Origin of the sequence: Leucobacter exalbidus (genome assembly GCF_017834145.1) — a bacterium.
Taxonomy (GTDB): Bacteria; Actinomycetota; Actinomycetes; order Actinomycetales; family Microbacteriaceae; genus Leucobacter; species Leucobacter exalbidus.
The window spans coordinates 2,198,509-2,212,789 of record NZ_JAFIDA010000001.1; the positions used below are offsets into that span (position 1 = coordinate 2,198,509).

General features: G+C 66.1%; 12 protein-coding genes and 1 riboswitch. Of the genes, 4 read left to right on the forward strand and 8 right to left on the reverse strand.

Annotated elements, in window-relative coordinates; translation table 11 throughout:
• The first annotated feature begins 23 nt into the window (after nt 1-23).
• The 4 genes from JOF28_RS10005 to JOF28_RS10020 are packed head-to-tail and all read left to right on the forward strand — an operon-like array spanning nt 24 to nt 3,446.
• Complete coding sequence (locus JOF28_RS10005) at nt 24-791, forward strand: 3-oxoacid CoA-transferase subunit A (RefSeq protein ID WP_209705627.1); 768 nt, start codon at nt 24-26, stop codon at nt 789-791.
• The gene (locus tag JOF28_RS10010) at nt 791-1,441 is read left to right on the forward strand and encodes a 3-oxoacid CoA-transferase subunit B (RefSeq protein WP_245189924.1); all 651 of its coding nucleotides are present in this window, start codon (nt 791-793) and stop codon (nt 1,439-1,441) included. Before JOF28_RS10005 ends, JOF28_RS10010 begins: the two co-directional genes overlap by 1 nt.
• A gap of 31 nt (nt 1,442-1,472) precedes the next feature.
• Nucleotides 1,473-2,642, forward strand: a complete 1,170-nt coding sequence (locus tag JOF28_RS10015; RefSeq protein WP_209705628.1) for a thiolase family protein — start codon at nt 1,473-1,475, stop codon at nt 2,640-2,642.
• Nucleotides 2,643-2,651: 9 nt separating this feature from the next.
• Nucleotides 2,652-3,446, forward strand: coding sequence for an IclR family transcriptional regulator domain-containing protein (locus JOF28_RS10020; protein WP_342452144.1), 795 nt, complete (start codon nt 2,652-2,654; stop codon nt 3,444-3,446).
• Between the two features lie 529 nt (nt 3,447-3,975).
• On the opposite strand, the gene JOF28_RS10025 is transcribed toward JOF28_RS10020, so the two are convergent.
• The 8 genes from JOF28_RS10025 to JOF28_RS10060 all read right to left on the reverse strand — a co-directional run bounded on the left by JOF28_RS10025 (nt 3,976) and on the right by JOF28_RS10060 (nt 14,188).
• Nucleotides 3,976-4,873 (reverse strand): IS5 family transposase gene (locus tag JOF28_RS10025; protein WP_209705613.1). Its coding sequence is split into 2 segments (ribosomal slippage): nt 3,976-4,515 and nt 4,517-4,873, totalling 897 coding nucleotides; the frame shifts between segments, so codons are not numbered across the junction.
• Nucleotides 4,874-4,935: 62 nt separating this feature from the next.
• Complete coding sequence (locus tag JOF28_RS10030) at nt 4,936-6,954, reverse strand: ABC transporter ATP-binding protein (protein ID WP_209705629.1); 2,019 nt, start codon at nt 6,952-6,954, stop codon at nt 4,936-4,938.
• A 135-nt stretch (nt 6,955-7,089) separates the two neighbouring features.
• Nucleotides 7,090-7,578, reverse strand: a complete 489-nt coding sequence (gene ribH, locus JOF28_RS10035) for a 6,7-dimethyl-8-ribityllumazine synthase (protein WP_209705630.1) — start codon at nt 7,576-7,578, stop codon at nt 7,090-7,092.
• Nucleotides 7,579-7,680: 102 nt separating this feature from the next.
• A complete protein-coding gene (ribB, locus tag JOF28_RS10040) occupies nt 7,681-8,982 on the reverse strand; it encodes a 3,4-dihydroxy-2-butanone-4-phosphate synthase (protein WP_209705631.1) in 1,302 nt (433 codons plus the stop codon).
• Complete coding sequence (locus JOF28_RS10045) at nt 8,979-9,650, reverse strand: riboflavin synthase (RefSeq protein WP_209705632.1); 672 nt, start codon at nt 9,648-9,650, stop codon at nt 8,979-8,981. Before JOF28_RS10045 ends, ribB begins: the two co-directional genes overlap by 4 nt.
• The gene (ribD, locus tag JOF28_RS10050; RefSeq protein ID WP_209705633.1) at nt 9,650-10,861 is read right to left on the reverse strand and encodes a bifunctional diaminohydroxyphosphoribosylaminopyrimidine deaminase/5-amino-6-(5-phosphoribosylamino)uracil reductase RibD; all 1,212 of its coding nucleotides are present in this window, start codon (nt 10,859-10,861) and stop codon (nt 9,650-9,652) included. Before ribD ends, JOF28_RS10045 begins: the two co-directional genes overlap by 1 nt.
• 57 nt (nt 10,862-10,918) lie before the next feature.
• Nucleotides 10,919-11,061: riboswitch (FMN riboswitch) on the reverse strand.
• A gap of 59 nt (nt 11,062-11,120) precedes the next feature.
• Nucleotides 11,121-11,876: a DUF1345 domain-containing protein gene (locus JOF28_RS10055; RefSeq protein WP_245189925.1), complete on the reverse strand. Its 756-nt coding sequence runs from the start codon at nt 11,874-11,876 to the stop codon at nt 11,121-11,123.
• Nucleotides 11,876-14,188 (reverse strand): bifunctional lysylphosphatidylglycerol flippase/synthetase MprF, encoded by a 2,313-nt coding sequence (locus tag JOF28_RS10060; RefSeq protein ID WP_209705634.1) that lies wholly within the window; start codon nt 14,186-14,188, stop codon nt 11,876-11,878. The genes JOF28_RS10055 and JOF28_RS10060 overlap by 1 nt, the downstream gene beginning before the upstream one ends.
• Between the last annotated feature and the right edge of the window lie 93 nt (nt 14,189-14,281).

The following is a 14,281-nucleotide window of genomic DNA, read 5'->3' on the forward strand; positions in this document are numbered from 1 at the left end:
GGCGGCGTGCAAGGAGGCAGACGTTGATAGACAAGATCGTGCCATCGGTTGAAGCGGCGGTGGCAGGAATCACCGACGGTTCAACGGTGATGATTGGTGGGTTTGGCCGCGCAGGCCAGCCCGTAGAGTTGATCGACGCCCTCATCGAGCAGGGGGCGAGCGACCTCACCATCGTGAACAATAACGCCGGCAACGGCGACGTTGGGCTCGCGGCATTGCTCGCGAAGCGACGGGTCAAGAAGATCATCTGCTCATTTCCGCGACAGAGCGACTCGTGGGTGTTCGACGGCCTGTACCGTGACGGCGATATCGAGCTCGAACTCGTGCCGCAGGGCAATCTCGCCGAGCGCATCAGAGCCGCTGGCGCAGGCATCGGTGCCTTCTATACACCCACGGGAGTGGGTACCGAACTTGCCGCGGGTAAAGAGACGCGCGAGATCGACGGCCGCGTGTACGCCCTCGAATACCCGATCCGGGCAGACTTTGCGCTGATCAGCGCGCTGCAGGCAGACCGATGGGGCAACCTCGTCTATCGTGAAACCGCACGTAACTTTGGCCCCATCATGGCCTCGGCTGCGAAAACCACCATCGTGCAGGTGGATCAGACAGTAGAACTCGGCGCGATCAACCCCGAGCACGTCGTCACCCCGGGCATCTACGTCGACCGCGTGGTCGCTATCGGCGAGCGGCCCTGGCTGCGCAACGGTGAGTTCGTTGGCGGCGTCGATCTCGAAGGCAACAAACTGGCCGCCGATCCGGCAGCAAAATCGACCGCAGGGGAGGCAGCATAATGACCACTCGAATCAGCCGACAAGACCTCGCAGCCCGCATCGCCGCAGATATTCCCGAGGGCTCCATCGTCAACCTGGGCATCGGCGCCCCCACGCTGGTCGCGAACTACCTACCCGAAGACGAAGAGATTATTCTTCACACCGAAAACGGGATGCTCGGCATGGGCGAGGCACCCGCGGCGGGCAGCGTCGATCCCGATCTGATTAACGCAGGCAAGCAGGCCGTGACCGCGGCCCTCGGTGCCGCATATTTTCATCACGCAGACTCATTCGGCATGATGCGCGGTGGCCACCTCGACGTGTGCGTGCTGGGCGCGTTTCAGGTCGCCGAGACTGGCGACCTTGCGAACTGGTCGACGGGCGCACCCGGCGCGATTCCCGCGGTGGGTGGCGCGATGGACCTCGCGATTGGCGCGAAGAACGTGTACGTCATGACCGACCTGCTCACGAAGCAGGGTGACTCGAAGCTCGTCGCGGCCTGCACCTACCCGCTCACGGGGGCCGGATGCGTGTCGCGCGTCTACACCGACCACGCCGTGTTCGACGTCACGCCCGATGGCTTCTCGGTGCGCGAACTCTTCGGCGAAAACACGGTCGCCTCGCTGAATGAGCTGACCGGTCTCGCCCTCGCCGACGGCACCGGCGCATGAACGCCCGCACGCAGAAAGACAAGGATTACTAATGACCACCACCTATATCTATGACGCTGTGCGCACCCCGTTCGGTCGGGCCGGCGGAGCGCTCTCGACCGTACGCCCCGACGACCTCGCTGCCGTAGTTATGCGTGCAGCCGTAGACCGCACTGGTGTCGACCCGGCCCGCATCGAAGACGTGATCTTCGGCGATGCAAACCAGGCGGGCGAAGACAACCGCAACGTGGCACGCTTCGGTGCGCTGCTCGCCGGGTTTCCCACCACGGTGACCGGCGTCACCGTCAACCGACTGTGCGCCTCGTCGGTTGAGGCAGTGATTCAGGGGTCGCGGGCGATTGGATCGGGTGACGCAGACCTGATTCTCGCGGGCGGCGTCGAGTCAATGAGTCGCGCACCCTTCGTGGTCGAGAAGGCGGCGAAGCCGTGGCAGGCCGTTGGCAACCAGACGATGTGGAACACCTCGATCGGATGGCGCATGACCAACCGCGCGCTGCCCGTCCACTGGACTGTCTCGAACGGCGAGGCTGCCGAGCAGACTGCGCGCGAGTGGGGCATCACCCGCGAGGCGCAAGATCAGTTTGCCGTACGTTCGCACAAGCTCGCCGCCGAGGCGTGGGCTGCGGGGCACTATGATGCCGAGATCGTGCAGGTGCCTGGCGCCGAGCTGGCGCGCGACGAGGGCATTCGCGACGGGTCGACCGTTGAGAAGCTCGCGACCCTGAAACCGCTGTTCGCCGCCGACGGCAGCGTCACTGCGGGCAACTCGTCATCGATTAACGACGGTGCTTCGGCCGTGCTGCTCGGGCGCGAGGGGGTGCTCGACGCCGAACCGCTCGCGCGCGTCACCGGTCGCGCAGCACACGGCGTCGACCCCAACCAGTTTCCGACCGCCCCCATCGAGGCGGCCAACAAGGCGCTCGCGCGCGCGGGCAAGACCTGGGCCGACGTCGACTTTGTCGAACTGAACGAGGCGTTCGCGTCACAGTCACTCGCTTGTCTCAAGGGCTGGCCCGACCTCGACCTGGCGAAGCTCAACCCGCACGGTGGCGCTCTCGCCATCGGGCACCCGCTCGGTGCTTCGGGTGGCCGCATCATTGGCCACGCTGCGCACGAGCTGAAGCGCCGCGGGGGCGGTGTCGCCGTCGTCGCGATCTGCATCGGCGTGGGCCAGGGCCTCGCTATCGTGCTTGAGCGGTAGTGTGGATGCGTGAATAAACCTGTAACGAGTCGGTCGGCGGAGCCTGCGTCGGCCGACTTCGTGCAGTCCCTCGCGCGCGGCCTCGCCGTCATTAAAGCGTTCGACAGCGACCACCCCGAGCTTAGCCTCAGCGAGGTGGCCCGTCGCAGTGAGATGCCTGCCGCCGCCGCGCGCCGCTTCCTGCGCACCCTCGAAACTCTCGGCTATGTCTACGCGACGGGTCGCAGCTTCATGCTGGCCCCCCGCGTGCTCGAACTCGGATTCAGTTACCTTTCGGCGCTCAGCCTGCCCGAGGTGATGCAGCCGCACCTCGAACGGCTGTCGGCCGAGGTAGGGGAGTCGGTCTCTGCAGCCGTGCTCTCGGGCAGCGACATCGTCTACGTTGCCCGCGTGCCCGCGCGGCGCATCATGAGCGTGCGCATCAGCATCGGCACGCGATTTCCTGCGTACGCGACCAGCATGGGGCGTGTGCTGCTCGCTTTTGCGTCGGACCAAGACACACTCGATGCCCTCGTCGCCGAGCCCCCGCGACAGCTCACCGACCGCACCCTCACTCGCACCGACGAGTTGCTCGCCGAGTTCGCGCAGGTGCGCGACCGGGGCTGGGCACTCAATGATGGTGAACTCGAAGAGGGCCTCAGATCTATCGCCGTGCCTATTCGGGGGCGTGACGGGCGGGTGGTTGCCGCGGTAAACATTTCGACGAGCGCGACGCGCGACTCGGTCGAACACCTCATGGAGCACCACCTTCCGCTCGCGCTCGCCGCCGCCGCCGACATTGAGGTTGATCTGCGCCTGCTGTAGTGGTGGTGGCTTGCTCGGCTCGCCCTATTAGGGGGCAAAACCAAGGGACTGGAGCAAATTCTTGAAATGGGGTGTCCATCTTGTTGCCAATGACGCGCGCAGCGCGCCAGTCAGCGCGCGTTAGCAAGGGCAGCTTGTCAGCGTTTGTAGCGGGCCTGCTACATACGCATGCCTGATCGTGAAGAGGTATGGGCGAACGCGAAACACAAGACAGGCGGGAGGGAAAAGTTCTTGCGGAAGTACGCCGCGTTCAAAATTCTTATGTTTGATGAGGGACTCCTGGACCTGTCAGATGAGAGTCTGCGGTCGATGTTGTTCGAGTTGATCGAGCGGTGAGTATGCCGATGCGTTTACCGTGTTTTGCGCGCAGCATGCGTAGAAAGACTGGCATCAACGGCTGGGTGGTGGGGTACATGTTGACGCGATCATGTAGCATATTGTGCATTTCGCGGTGTGGGTAGAGACGGGCAGTATGAATATGCGCAAGTACGCTGCAGCCCGGCTGGCTTAACTGACGTGCCGGCGGGTGCTAGGGCATGTCTCGTAAATGTTGTGTCCAGGCGATGACCGCGTGAAGTAACACTGCTGCCCGGTACGTCAACGACAGTTTGTCGTACCGGGTTGCGATGCCTCGCCACTGTTTCACGTGGCAGAACCGTCGCTCGATCACGTTACGTCCTCGATAGTTCTCGGCGTCGAGTTTGGGTGGGCGACCGCCCTGACTTCCGCGGCGTTTGCGATGCCCGATCTGGTCTCTCGGTTCAGGGATGACCGCCTCAATGCTGCGCTCGCGTAGATGGGCGCGAATTGCGCGAGACGAGTATGCCTTGTCGCCGCGGACCGCGTCCGGGCGAGTGCGCGGCCTGCCAGGCCCGGTTCGTTCCACACGCAGAATCTCAAGCAGCGGCAATAACATCGGCGAATCGCCGTCTTGCCCGGCCGTGCAGACAGTCACCAGCGGCAACCCGTTGCCGTCTACGAGCTGATGAATTTTAGTCGAGAGGCCGCCGCGAGAACGACCCACCGCATGATCAAGCGGCTCGGTCAGCAGATTCTTGTAATTCGATGTATCCCTTTTTTAGGCGCGTCACGTTCGTTGCGTGCTGATGCGCGCGAGCGATCGTGGAGTCCACCGAAATCGACCAATCAACCATTCCGGCAGCATCTGCCTCCGCCATCAATTGGCCAAGGAGGGCATCCCAGGTGCCGTCTGCGGCCATGCGGCGATGCCACCGCCACACTGTCTGCCAAGGTCCGAACGCGGCAGGAAGATCACGCCAAGCAATGCCGCACCGGTAGCGATAAATGATGCCCTCGACCATGGTGCGGGCATCGGCATAGGGGCGCCCTTGTCGACCAGTCGGGCCAGGAAGCGATCCCGAAATCAGGTTCCACTGGTCATCGTTGAGGAGCTGGAATCTTGACACGCATCAACGATCCCAGACTCCACCCCAAATCTTTACGAGACACGCCCTAGGCGCCTTGGGGTCTAGTCGGCGCTGTCCTCGGCGACGAGCAGCTGGTGCTGCGCGAGTTCGCGGTACAGCGGCGTGCTCTCGACGAGCTCGGCGTGGGTGCCCTCGCCGACCACGCGGCCGCCGTCGAGCACAATGATCTTGTCGCTGTCGACGACGGTCGAGAGACGGTGGGCGATCACGACGAGGGTGCGGCCCGTGGCCACCGAATCGAGAGCCTCGCGCATGAGGCGTTCGTTCACGCCGTCGAGGCTCGCCGTCGACTCATCAAGCAGCAAGAACGGGGGAGCGGTGAGCAGGGCGCGCGCGATCGCGAGGCGCTGTTTCTCGCCGCCCGATAGCATCACGCCGTTCTCGCCCACCTGCATGTCGAGCGCGCTCGCCAGCCAGCCAGCGGGCCGCGCATCTGAGCGCGGCTGCGTGTCGGTGGATGATCCGGATCGATCAAGCAGCGAGCCCAGGTTCACCGCGCGCAGCACGCGCTCGCACGCGGCATCGCTCGCGTCGGGGGCGGCGAGGATGAGGTTGTCGCGCAGCGAGCCCGCGAGCACCGCAGCGTCTTGTTCGACGTACCCGAACTGGGCGCGCAGTTCGCGGCGGTCGAGGGCGCGCAGGTCGTTGCCGTAGAGCGCGACCTGGCCAGAGTCGGGGTCGTAGAACCGCTCGATCAGCGCGAGCATGGTCGATTTGCCGGCACCCGAGGGGCCGACGAGGGCGACGCGTGAGCCGCGCGGCACCGAGAAGCTCACCCCGTGCAGCACGGGGGTTTCGACGAGCTCGGCCGGGGCCGCCTCGGCGTCGCGTCGGGCCCCACGGCTGCCGCCGCGCACGAGATCGCGGGCGTCAGTGCGGGCGGGGGCCGCTGAGCGGTAGGTGAAGTGCACATCGGTGAATTCGAGCGCCGGGGCGAGGCCCGCGTCGTGCAGCGGCTCAATGCGGCCGGTGGGCGAGAGCGCGGCATCGTGCTCAGTCTCGGTGGGCAGCGAGGTGATCTCTTGGATACGGCCGAGCGCACCCAGCGCCTGGCTCACCGCCGAGATCGCGCCGAATGCCTGGCCGAGCGGCATCACCATTAAGAACAGGAAGATGATGAACGTGACGAGCTGCGAGATCGCGATTGAGCCGGTGGCGACGCGGTAACCGCCCAGGCCAATGACGACGAGAAATGACAGCTGCATCGCGAGGAACGAGACGGGCACGATGAACGCCGAGATGCGGGCGACGCGCACGCCAAACACGTAGGCCTCTTCGGCGTCCTTCTCGGTGGCGCGCTGCTCGCGTTCGGTGGCTCCGGCGGCACGAATCGTGCGAATCGACGAGAGCGAGCGGTCGACCTGGGCGGCGAGATCGCCGACCTTCTCTTGCGAGCGGGCCACAGCCGGGCGAATGCGGCCCGACACGACGACGACCACGACGAGTGCCGACACGATCACCGCAAACGTGACGAGAAACAGCGGGGCATCGATGACGAGCATGCCCACGAGAGCACCCACGAACACGAGCATGCCGCTGATGGCCTCAACAAAACCCTGCGTCAGCACCGCGCGCAACAGCGTCGTATCGCTGCCAACGCGCGACACAAGGTCGCCCGTGCGGCGGCGATCGAACTCAGAGATCGGCAGCTGCAGCATGCGCCCGATGAGGCGCTTGCGACTGGCGAGCACCACACCCTCGCCCATGCGCTGCAATACGTAGTGCTGCAAGCCGCCGAGTACCGCGCCGATGACCACGATGATGCACAGCGCACCGAGCAGCCAACCGAGCGGCTGTGACTCTTCAACGCGGGTGATCAGCTGGCCGAGCAGCAGCGGCTGCGCGAGCGACATTACGGCACCGACGAGCCCAAAGACCACGGCGAGCGTGAGCAATTTGCGCTGCTCGAACAAGTACGGCAGCAGCTGCTTCAGCGAGGCGCGCGGGCCGCGATGCTGCGGCTGCGGGCGCTTGCCTCGCCTGCGCGATGCGCCTTCTGAGGCGGCAACGCCAGCCGTCTGCTTCGCGGTATCTGGTGCGTTTTCTGGGTGCCCGGTCACGGCCCCACTCTAGGCCGACACCCCTGACAGTTCGCCCGAAGTGGCTGCGGGGCGGCTGCTGGGCGGCAGAGCCGCGAGCGCCGAATCGGGGTGCGCGGGCGCACGGCCCGATCCGGCATCGCGGTGTCTGTTGAATTAGCCCCGGATCGCGCGCATGGTCGCGAGCAGGTGCAGCGCGGCCTCTGCGGCCTCGCGGCCCTTTGATTCGGGGGCGCCGGGGCGGCCCGAACGGTCGAGCGCCTGCTGCTCGGTGTCGACGGTGAGCACGCCGAAACCGACCGGGCGGCCGGTGTCGAGCTGCACGCGCGTGAGGCCGTCGGTGACCGCGTTGCAGACGTAATCGAAGTGGGGCGTGCCGCCGCGCACGATCACGCCGAGGCACACGGCCGCGTCGAAGCGGGGTTCATCTCCCGGGGCCGCTGAGAGCGCGGCCTGCGCGGCGAGGGGCATCTCGAAGGCCCCCGCCACGCGAAACAGTTCGGCCGTGGCGCCCGACGCGGCGACCGCGCGCTGGGCCTCCTCGATCATGGGGGTGAGGATTTCGTCGTGCCAGTGGCCCGCGATGATGGCGACCCTGGTGCCGCTCGCATCGACGGACAGGTCTGGAGCTCCGGCTCCGCTCATGGGGTACTCCTTAGGTGAGGGAAACGTGGTGTGGTGATGGTGCGGTGCCGCTGGCTGGCCGTGGGTGCCGCTGGTGCGGTGCCGCAGTGTGCCGTGCCGCAGTTACGGCAGTGTGATGTCGGTGGGCAGCTCGTGCCGCATGCGGTCGCGCTTGGCCGACATGTAGCCGATGTTGACCTCATTGACGCCCACAACGAGCGGCACTCGCTCGGCGACCTCGATGCCGTGCGCGCGCAGCTGCTCGACCTTGTCAGGGTTATTGGTGAGCAGGCGAATGTCGGAAACACCCAGGTCAGCGAGGATATCTGCGGCCGCGGTGTAGTCGCGGGCGTCGCCGGGCAGGCCGAGCTGCAGGTTGGCATCGAGGGTGTCGACGCCCTGCTCCTGCAGCTGGTAGGCGCGCAGTTTGTTCGCGAGACCGATGCCGCGGCCCTCGTGGCCGCGCAGGTAGACGAGCACGCCGCCCTTTTCGTGGATCAGCTTCATCGAGGCCTGCAGCTGCGGGCCGCACTCGCACTTCAGCGAGCCAAATGCCTCGCCAGTGATGCACTCGGAGTGCACGCGCACGAGTGATCCGGCCCCGGGTGCCGAGCCATCGGGAGCGTTCGCAACGAGGGCAAGGTGATCGACGCCCGCGCGACGGTCGCGGTAGGCGCTCGTCTGAAATTCGCCGTGCTCGGTGGGGAGCAGGGTGCGGGCGCGCATGCTGATGCGGCGCTGGCTGGACGTGGCGGCGGTGCCGTGCTGGCTGGCCTGGCCGCTCTGGCCGTTCTCGTCGGCGATCGGGTCGACCTCGTTGAGGTGCTCGATGAGCTGCTCAATGGTGATCACGGGGATGCCCTCGGCGGCCCCGAGCTCGATGAGGCCGGGGAGGCGCATCATCTCGCCGTCTTCGGCCACGATCTCGCCGATCACGGCGACGGGTGAGAGACCCGCAAGCTTCATGAGCTCGACGCCGGCCTCGGTGTGGCCCGCGCGGGCGCGCACGCCGCCCGGCACCGCGCGCAGCGGCAGAATGTGGCCGGGGCGATTCACGTCGGTCGGCACACCTTCGGGGTTCGCGAGGGCGCGCAGCGTCGTGGCGCGATCGCTCGCGCTGATGCCGGTGGTGACCCCCTGGGCCGCATCGACCGTCACCGTGTAGGCGGTGCCGCGGGCGTCTTCGTTGCGCTCGACCATCATAGGCAGGTCGAGTTGGTTGGCGACCTCATCGGTCATCGGCGCGCACAGTAGCCCTGACGACCAGCGCACCGCCCAGCCGATCCACTCGGGGGTGGCGAGCTGGGCCGACAGGATGACATCGCCCTCGTTCTCGCGATCTTCATCGTCGGCGACAATGACGGGGCGGCCGGCCTTGATGGCGGCGACGGCCTCGGCAATGGAAGAAATGCCTGAAACGGTCATGATGCGGGTCCTTCGGTTGGGATGGTGGAGAGCGGAGAAGAAGAGGGGGTGCCCGGGGTGAACCCCATGCGCAGCATGCGGGCGACGTGGCGGGCGAGAATATCGGTCTCGACATTGACGAGATCGCCCGCGGTGAGGCGGCCGAGCGTGGTCGCCGTGAGGGTTTCTGGAATCAGTGAGACCTCGAACCAGTGCTCGGGCTGCTCGGGCGCCGACACGTTCGAGACGGTCAGTGACACCCCCGAGACCGTGATTGAGCCCTTATCGACGAGCAGCGCAGCGATGTCGTGTGCCACGGCGAAGCGCAGCACCCGCCACGCTTCGTGCTCGGTCACCGACACCAGGCGTGCGGTGCCATCGACGTGGCCCTGCACGATGTGTCCGCCGAGCCTGGTGTCCATGCGCACCGCACGCTCGAGGTTCACGCCCGACCCGGCAGCGAGCCCGCCGATCGTTGACATGTTGAGCGTTTGGGCCATCACATCTGCGGTGAACTGGCCGGGAGTGCTGCGGTCAATAACGGTGAGGCACACCCCCGATACGCAGATCGAGGCGCCATGATCGGCGTCGCTTGTGACGAGCGGGCCCGCGATGGTGAGCCTGAGTGAGTCATCGATAGGGGTAACCGCAACGATCTCCCCGATCTCCTCAATGAGTCCGGTAAACATTACATTCCCTTCGGAGTATGTGTGGGTAAAAGCGCGGGGGCGGCCGCAGGGTCTGCGGAAAGCGCGGGCGCAAGGTTTGGGGTGGGCGCGTGGGTCTGCCCGGGGCGGTAATCGAACTCTGCCGCGATGAGCCAGTCTGTGCCGAGCTGGGTCACGGTTGCATACCTGAGGGGCAATATGTCGGCGATGCTGCTGATCTCGAGATCTCCCAGCGCACACCGCGGGCCCCCGAGCAGCGACGGGGCGACATAGACGAGCGCCTCATCGGCCAGGCCCGCCGCGATCACCGCACTGATGATGGCGGGGCCGCCCTCGATGAACACGCTCGTTATGCCCTGGGCGGCGAGTGCGGCAAAGTCGGCGGCGAAATCCTCGCCCGTGAACTGCAACGGGGCGGTACGGCCGTGGGCGGCAAGCGCCGGGTGCTCATGAATGCGGGCGTCCGCGGGAATGGGACGCCGGCCGAGCACCACAGGAATTGGCTGCTCGGCCGCGGGCACCAACAGGCTGCCGTCGCTGGCGCGTGCGGTGAGGCTGGGATCGTCGGCGAGCAGTGTGCCCGTGCCAACCAGAATGGCATCGGCGGCGGCGCGCCTGCGGTGCACATCGGCGCGGGCTTCGGGGCCCGTGATCCACTGGCTCGAACCGTCGGCCGCGGCGGCGCGCCCGTCAAGGGTCTGCGCCCACTTCACGATGACGCGGGGGCGCTGCAGGCCGGTCGGCTGTTCGGGCTGTTCGGTCTGCGAGGCCTGCGCGGCTAACCAATCGCGCAGCAGCTCGCGCGCCTCGGCCGCGAGCACACCACTCTCAACTGCCACGCCAGCCGCGCGCAAGGTCTCGGCGCCGCCGGCAGAAGCCCCGCCAGAGGAGGCCCCGCCGGGGTCGGGCATCGCGTACACAACGGCCCCAATGCCGGCCTCGCGCAGTGCCACCGCGCACGGACCGGTGCGGCCCGTGTGGTTGCACGGCTCGAGCGTCACTACGGCGGTGAGCTCACCGGCGCGCGCACGCCACGACTCGGGCAGCCGGGCAAGGGCGGCGGCTTCGGCGTGGGGGGATCCGGATCCCAAATGCCAGCCCTCGGCCACGATCGCGCCTGAGCCATCGAGCAGCACGCAACCCACCTGGGGGTTTGCGTCGGGGGCGGGGCCGCGGCGCGCGATACGCAGCGCACGGTGCATCGCGTCTTCGATGAGTGCTGTATCAAGCATGGCGGCCGCCGTTTCCTGCATGCCGGGTACGCCAGAAGTCGCGTCAATTCGCGACTGCTTGCGTTCCTCTCATCCGGACTAGAGCAAAACCTACTTGCCCATCACCGTCGGTACCGGAGTTTCACCGGTTCAACATCGCGGATGCGACGCTCGCGGACTATCACCGCCGGTTCGGATTCTCACCGACCCCGGAACACATTTCCTATCGTAGCTCTTCGGCATCCCCGGGCGATAGGCCGTTCGGTGCAAGCGAACGGAGCTAGCTGATGAAGTCGGCCAGGAGTTTGCCGTTTGCGAGCACGTTGATGATGAGGCCGATGATGAGCGCGTTGAAGAAAAACGCGAGCGTCGTGTGCCACACGATCGTCCACCGCATGCGCGTGGAGAGCACCTGCACGTCTGACACCGAGAAGTTGGTGGCGTTGGTGAACGCGAGATACGCGAAGTCCACCAGCCGCGGATCATCGGTGCCGGGGAAGGCCAGCGGGGGCACCTTGGCGCGGTGATAGAGCGAGAAATAGATGCGCGCGTACCCCCAATTGAACATCACCCACGCCAGCATCATGGCCCACACCCCCGCCGCTTCGAACGCGGTGTCGTGCCGGTCGTGCCCCAGATCGGTGATGATGTCGATGGCGACGACGAGGCCGATGAGGCTGGCCCCAAAGGTGAACACCACCGAGAGTAGCCGCGACAGCGGGTGCCCGATCACGGTGCGCGTGAGCTGCGAATCTGCGTGCGGTGATTGGGCCTTCACGCTCAGGGTGATCGCCGTGGCGCCGAGATACACCGTCGCAATAATGCACCAGGTGAGCAGTACGGTCAGGTCGTCGGGATCGTTGGGGTGATCGGGGCCCCACAGCAGGTCGGCGCCCACCCACACGAGCCATACCTGCATCAGGATGCCTACGATTGCGGTGGTGAGCACGACCGCGGAATGCAGCGGGGACTCGGTCTGCGGCGGGCGCTTCGTGAGTGGGGTTGGCGCCGGATCGGCGGGTTGTTCGAAGGCCATCAGGGGGTGCCTCGGTGCGCGGTATCGGTGGGCGCTGACTGAGCTGTGGGTTTGGGCGCTGCGGGTTTGGGTGCTGCGGGCTCAGGCTTTGCAGTGGCCGACGCCACCAGATCGCGCAGTGACGCATCGGGCAGATAGGCGCGCGTGAGCGCGATGCCAATGCGCGGCAGATCGCCCTCGTCGCGGTAGATCAGGTGCAGTGACTCGTGACGCGGATTGAACTTCTGCTTGAAGCGGTGCAGCGACTTGAACCCGTAAAGGGGCTCGATGAGCCCACCCAACTGTTCGAGCACCTGGTCGATCGGGCCGGTCTCGGCATCGGCCGGGCGCACCAGGGGTGCACCCGAGAGTGACACAAATTCGTAGCCCTGCTCTGAGAAGTGCTGAGCCGAGGAGGCGATGAGAAACTCCATCACCGGGCCGAAGCCGCCGTCTCGGCGCCGCATCAGGTCGAGGGTCCAGCCGATAATGCGGGGTTCGCCCGTGACGGTATCTGCGGGGCCGTAGACGGGCAGCCACGAGGTGACGCCGTGCAGACTGCCCTCCTCATCGACCGCGATCCCCACGAGCACCCGAGGGTCAAGCGCTTCCTCGACCGTACCGAGCGTGAAGCGCATCTCGGGGAGTCCCTTATCGCCCGTCCACTGCTCAGAAATGGCGCGCACCTGGGCGAGTGTCGACCATGGTTCTTCTGAGAGACGCACCATACGAAACGTGATGTTCTCGCGGGTGGCTCGGTTGATAGAAGTGCGCACCGCGCCCCAGGGCTTGCCCTTAAATTCGAGGCCGGGTAGATCGACGATGGTGTCTTCCGCCACGATGACTGACCGCCAGCCGCGGGGGCGGGCCTCGGCCACCGCAGAGCTGACCGAGAACGCACACGGGGTGAGGCCTGCCTGCTGCGTGGTGTGCGCGAACTCCTTGAGCGCGGCCTGCGCGGTACTAGCGGCAACGATGGGGTCGCCGAGCATGACGGCTACTCCCGAGTGCGCTTGGTATGCGATCGCGCCGTGAGTTGCGGTCGTCCCTGAAATGACGGCGGCGGTGTTTGCGGTGAGTGCGGGGGCCGCTGAGTCTCCGGTGGCCGCTGAGGTCACGGTGGCAGATGTCGTCGAGGTCGCCGCGATGCGCTGATTCAGATCCCACGTGGTCATCCACGAGATGGTGCCCCCGCCAAAGCGCTCGAGCTGCGCAATGAGCTGTTCGCGGGTCAAACGATCAGATGCAAGCACGCGTTTGGAGCGTCGCCACGGCACCCTGAATGCGCCGCGTCCGACAAAGACCACGACCAGCAACGCGGCCCACAGCAAGCTGGGCGCGAGCGCGAGACCGAGCACATCGAGTGGCTCGTCGATGAGGCGCCACTCGATCAGCAGCGGAATCGCGAAGAAAGTGATGGCCGCGGTGACCAGGTTATAGAACCCCAAGACGAGGGTGGTGGCCCAGGCGAGCTTGTACCCCAGGCGTAGCCCATTGGCCACCAGCGCGATCACGACCACATCGACGGCCACGTCGATGAACGAGGCGATTGGCTGGTTTTTGCCGAGAGGGCCGTCGTACGGAACGAGCAGGTCGAGAAGCTGAATCACGCCGATGGCAATGATGCCAAAGAACGCTAGGAGGCGCCATTCGCGTTCGCTCGGTCGCCCGGCGCGGTGTCTAAACGCGGGAAGCATGCCGCTCACGATGAGCGCTGCGGTCATGGCAACCGCGTGTTCAAGGTCGTGCAGCCTGCCCAGGTAGAGCACCGAAATGGCCACCCACAGCACCACACCGATGCGGGCGCGTAACCGCCAGGGGGAGGGGAGCGTCGCAATCGCAAACACGAGCGCGGCGAGAGCTCCGCACGAGGGGCCAACGTCAGACACCGTCGTGAGGTGCACCGCCCAGTGCCATCCGGTCTGCGAAACCGCGGCGAGAATAGCGGCGGCGCCCAAAATGCCGACCACGTGACCGGCCGCGAAGATTGCGATGGTGCGCAGCGTGCCAAACCGCCACTCGGCCCAGCCCACACCGCCGATCAGCAGCGGAGTGATGCCGAGATATACCCACGGGTGATCCATGAGAAACGGCGAACTGAATATCGTCCACCATCGCGCCTCATGAAATGCGGGGAGGCCGGTCGCGACCTCCGAGAACCACGGCTGGTCGACCGCGGCCGACCACAGGCTCCCCGAAACAACGCCCACGACCAGCATCGCCAACACCAGCACGGTGGTGAACGGGGTGCGCCTGATCACCCGCAGCGCGGGGGCGAAACTGCGTTTGGAAGGGGATCCCGTGGGGGAAGACGAGACCGCGGTGTCACTCATATGCACAGTCTACGAAATTCGCGAACAGCTGTGGAATAATCACGCCGCAATGTTTGAGCGGTGTCCATGTTTTTCGTGCCCCGTGGCGTGGTG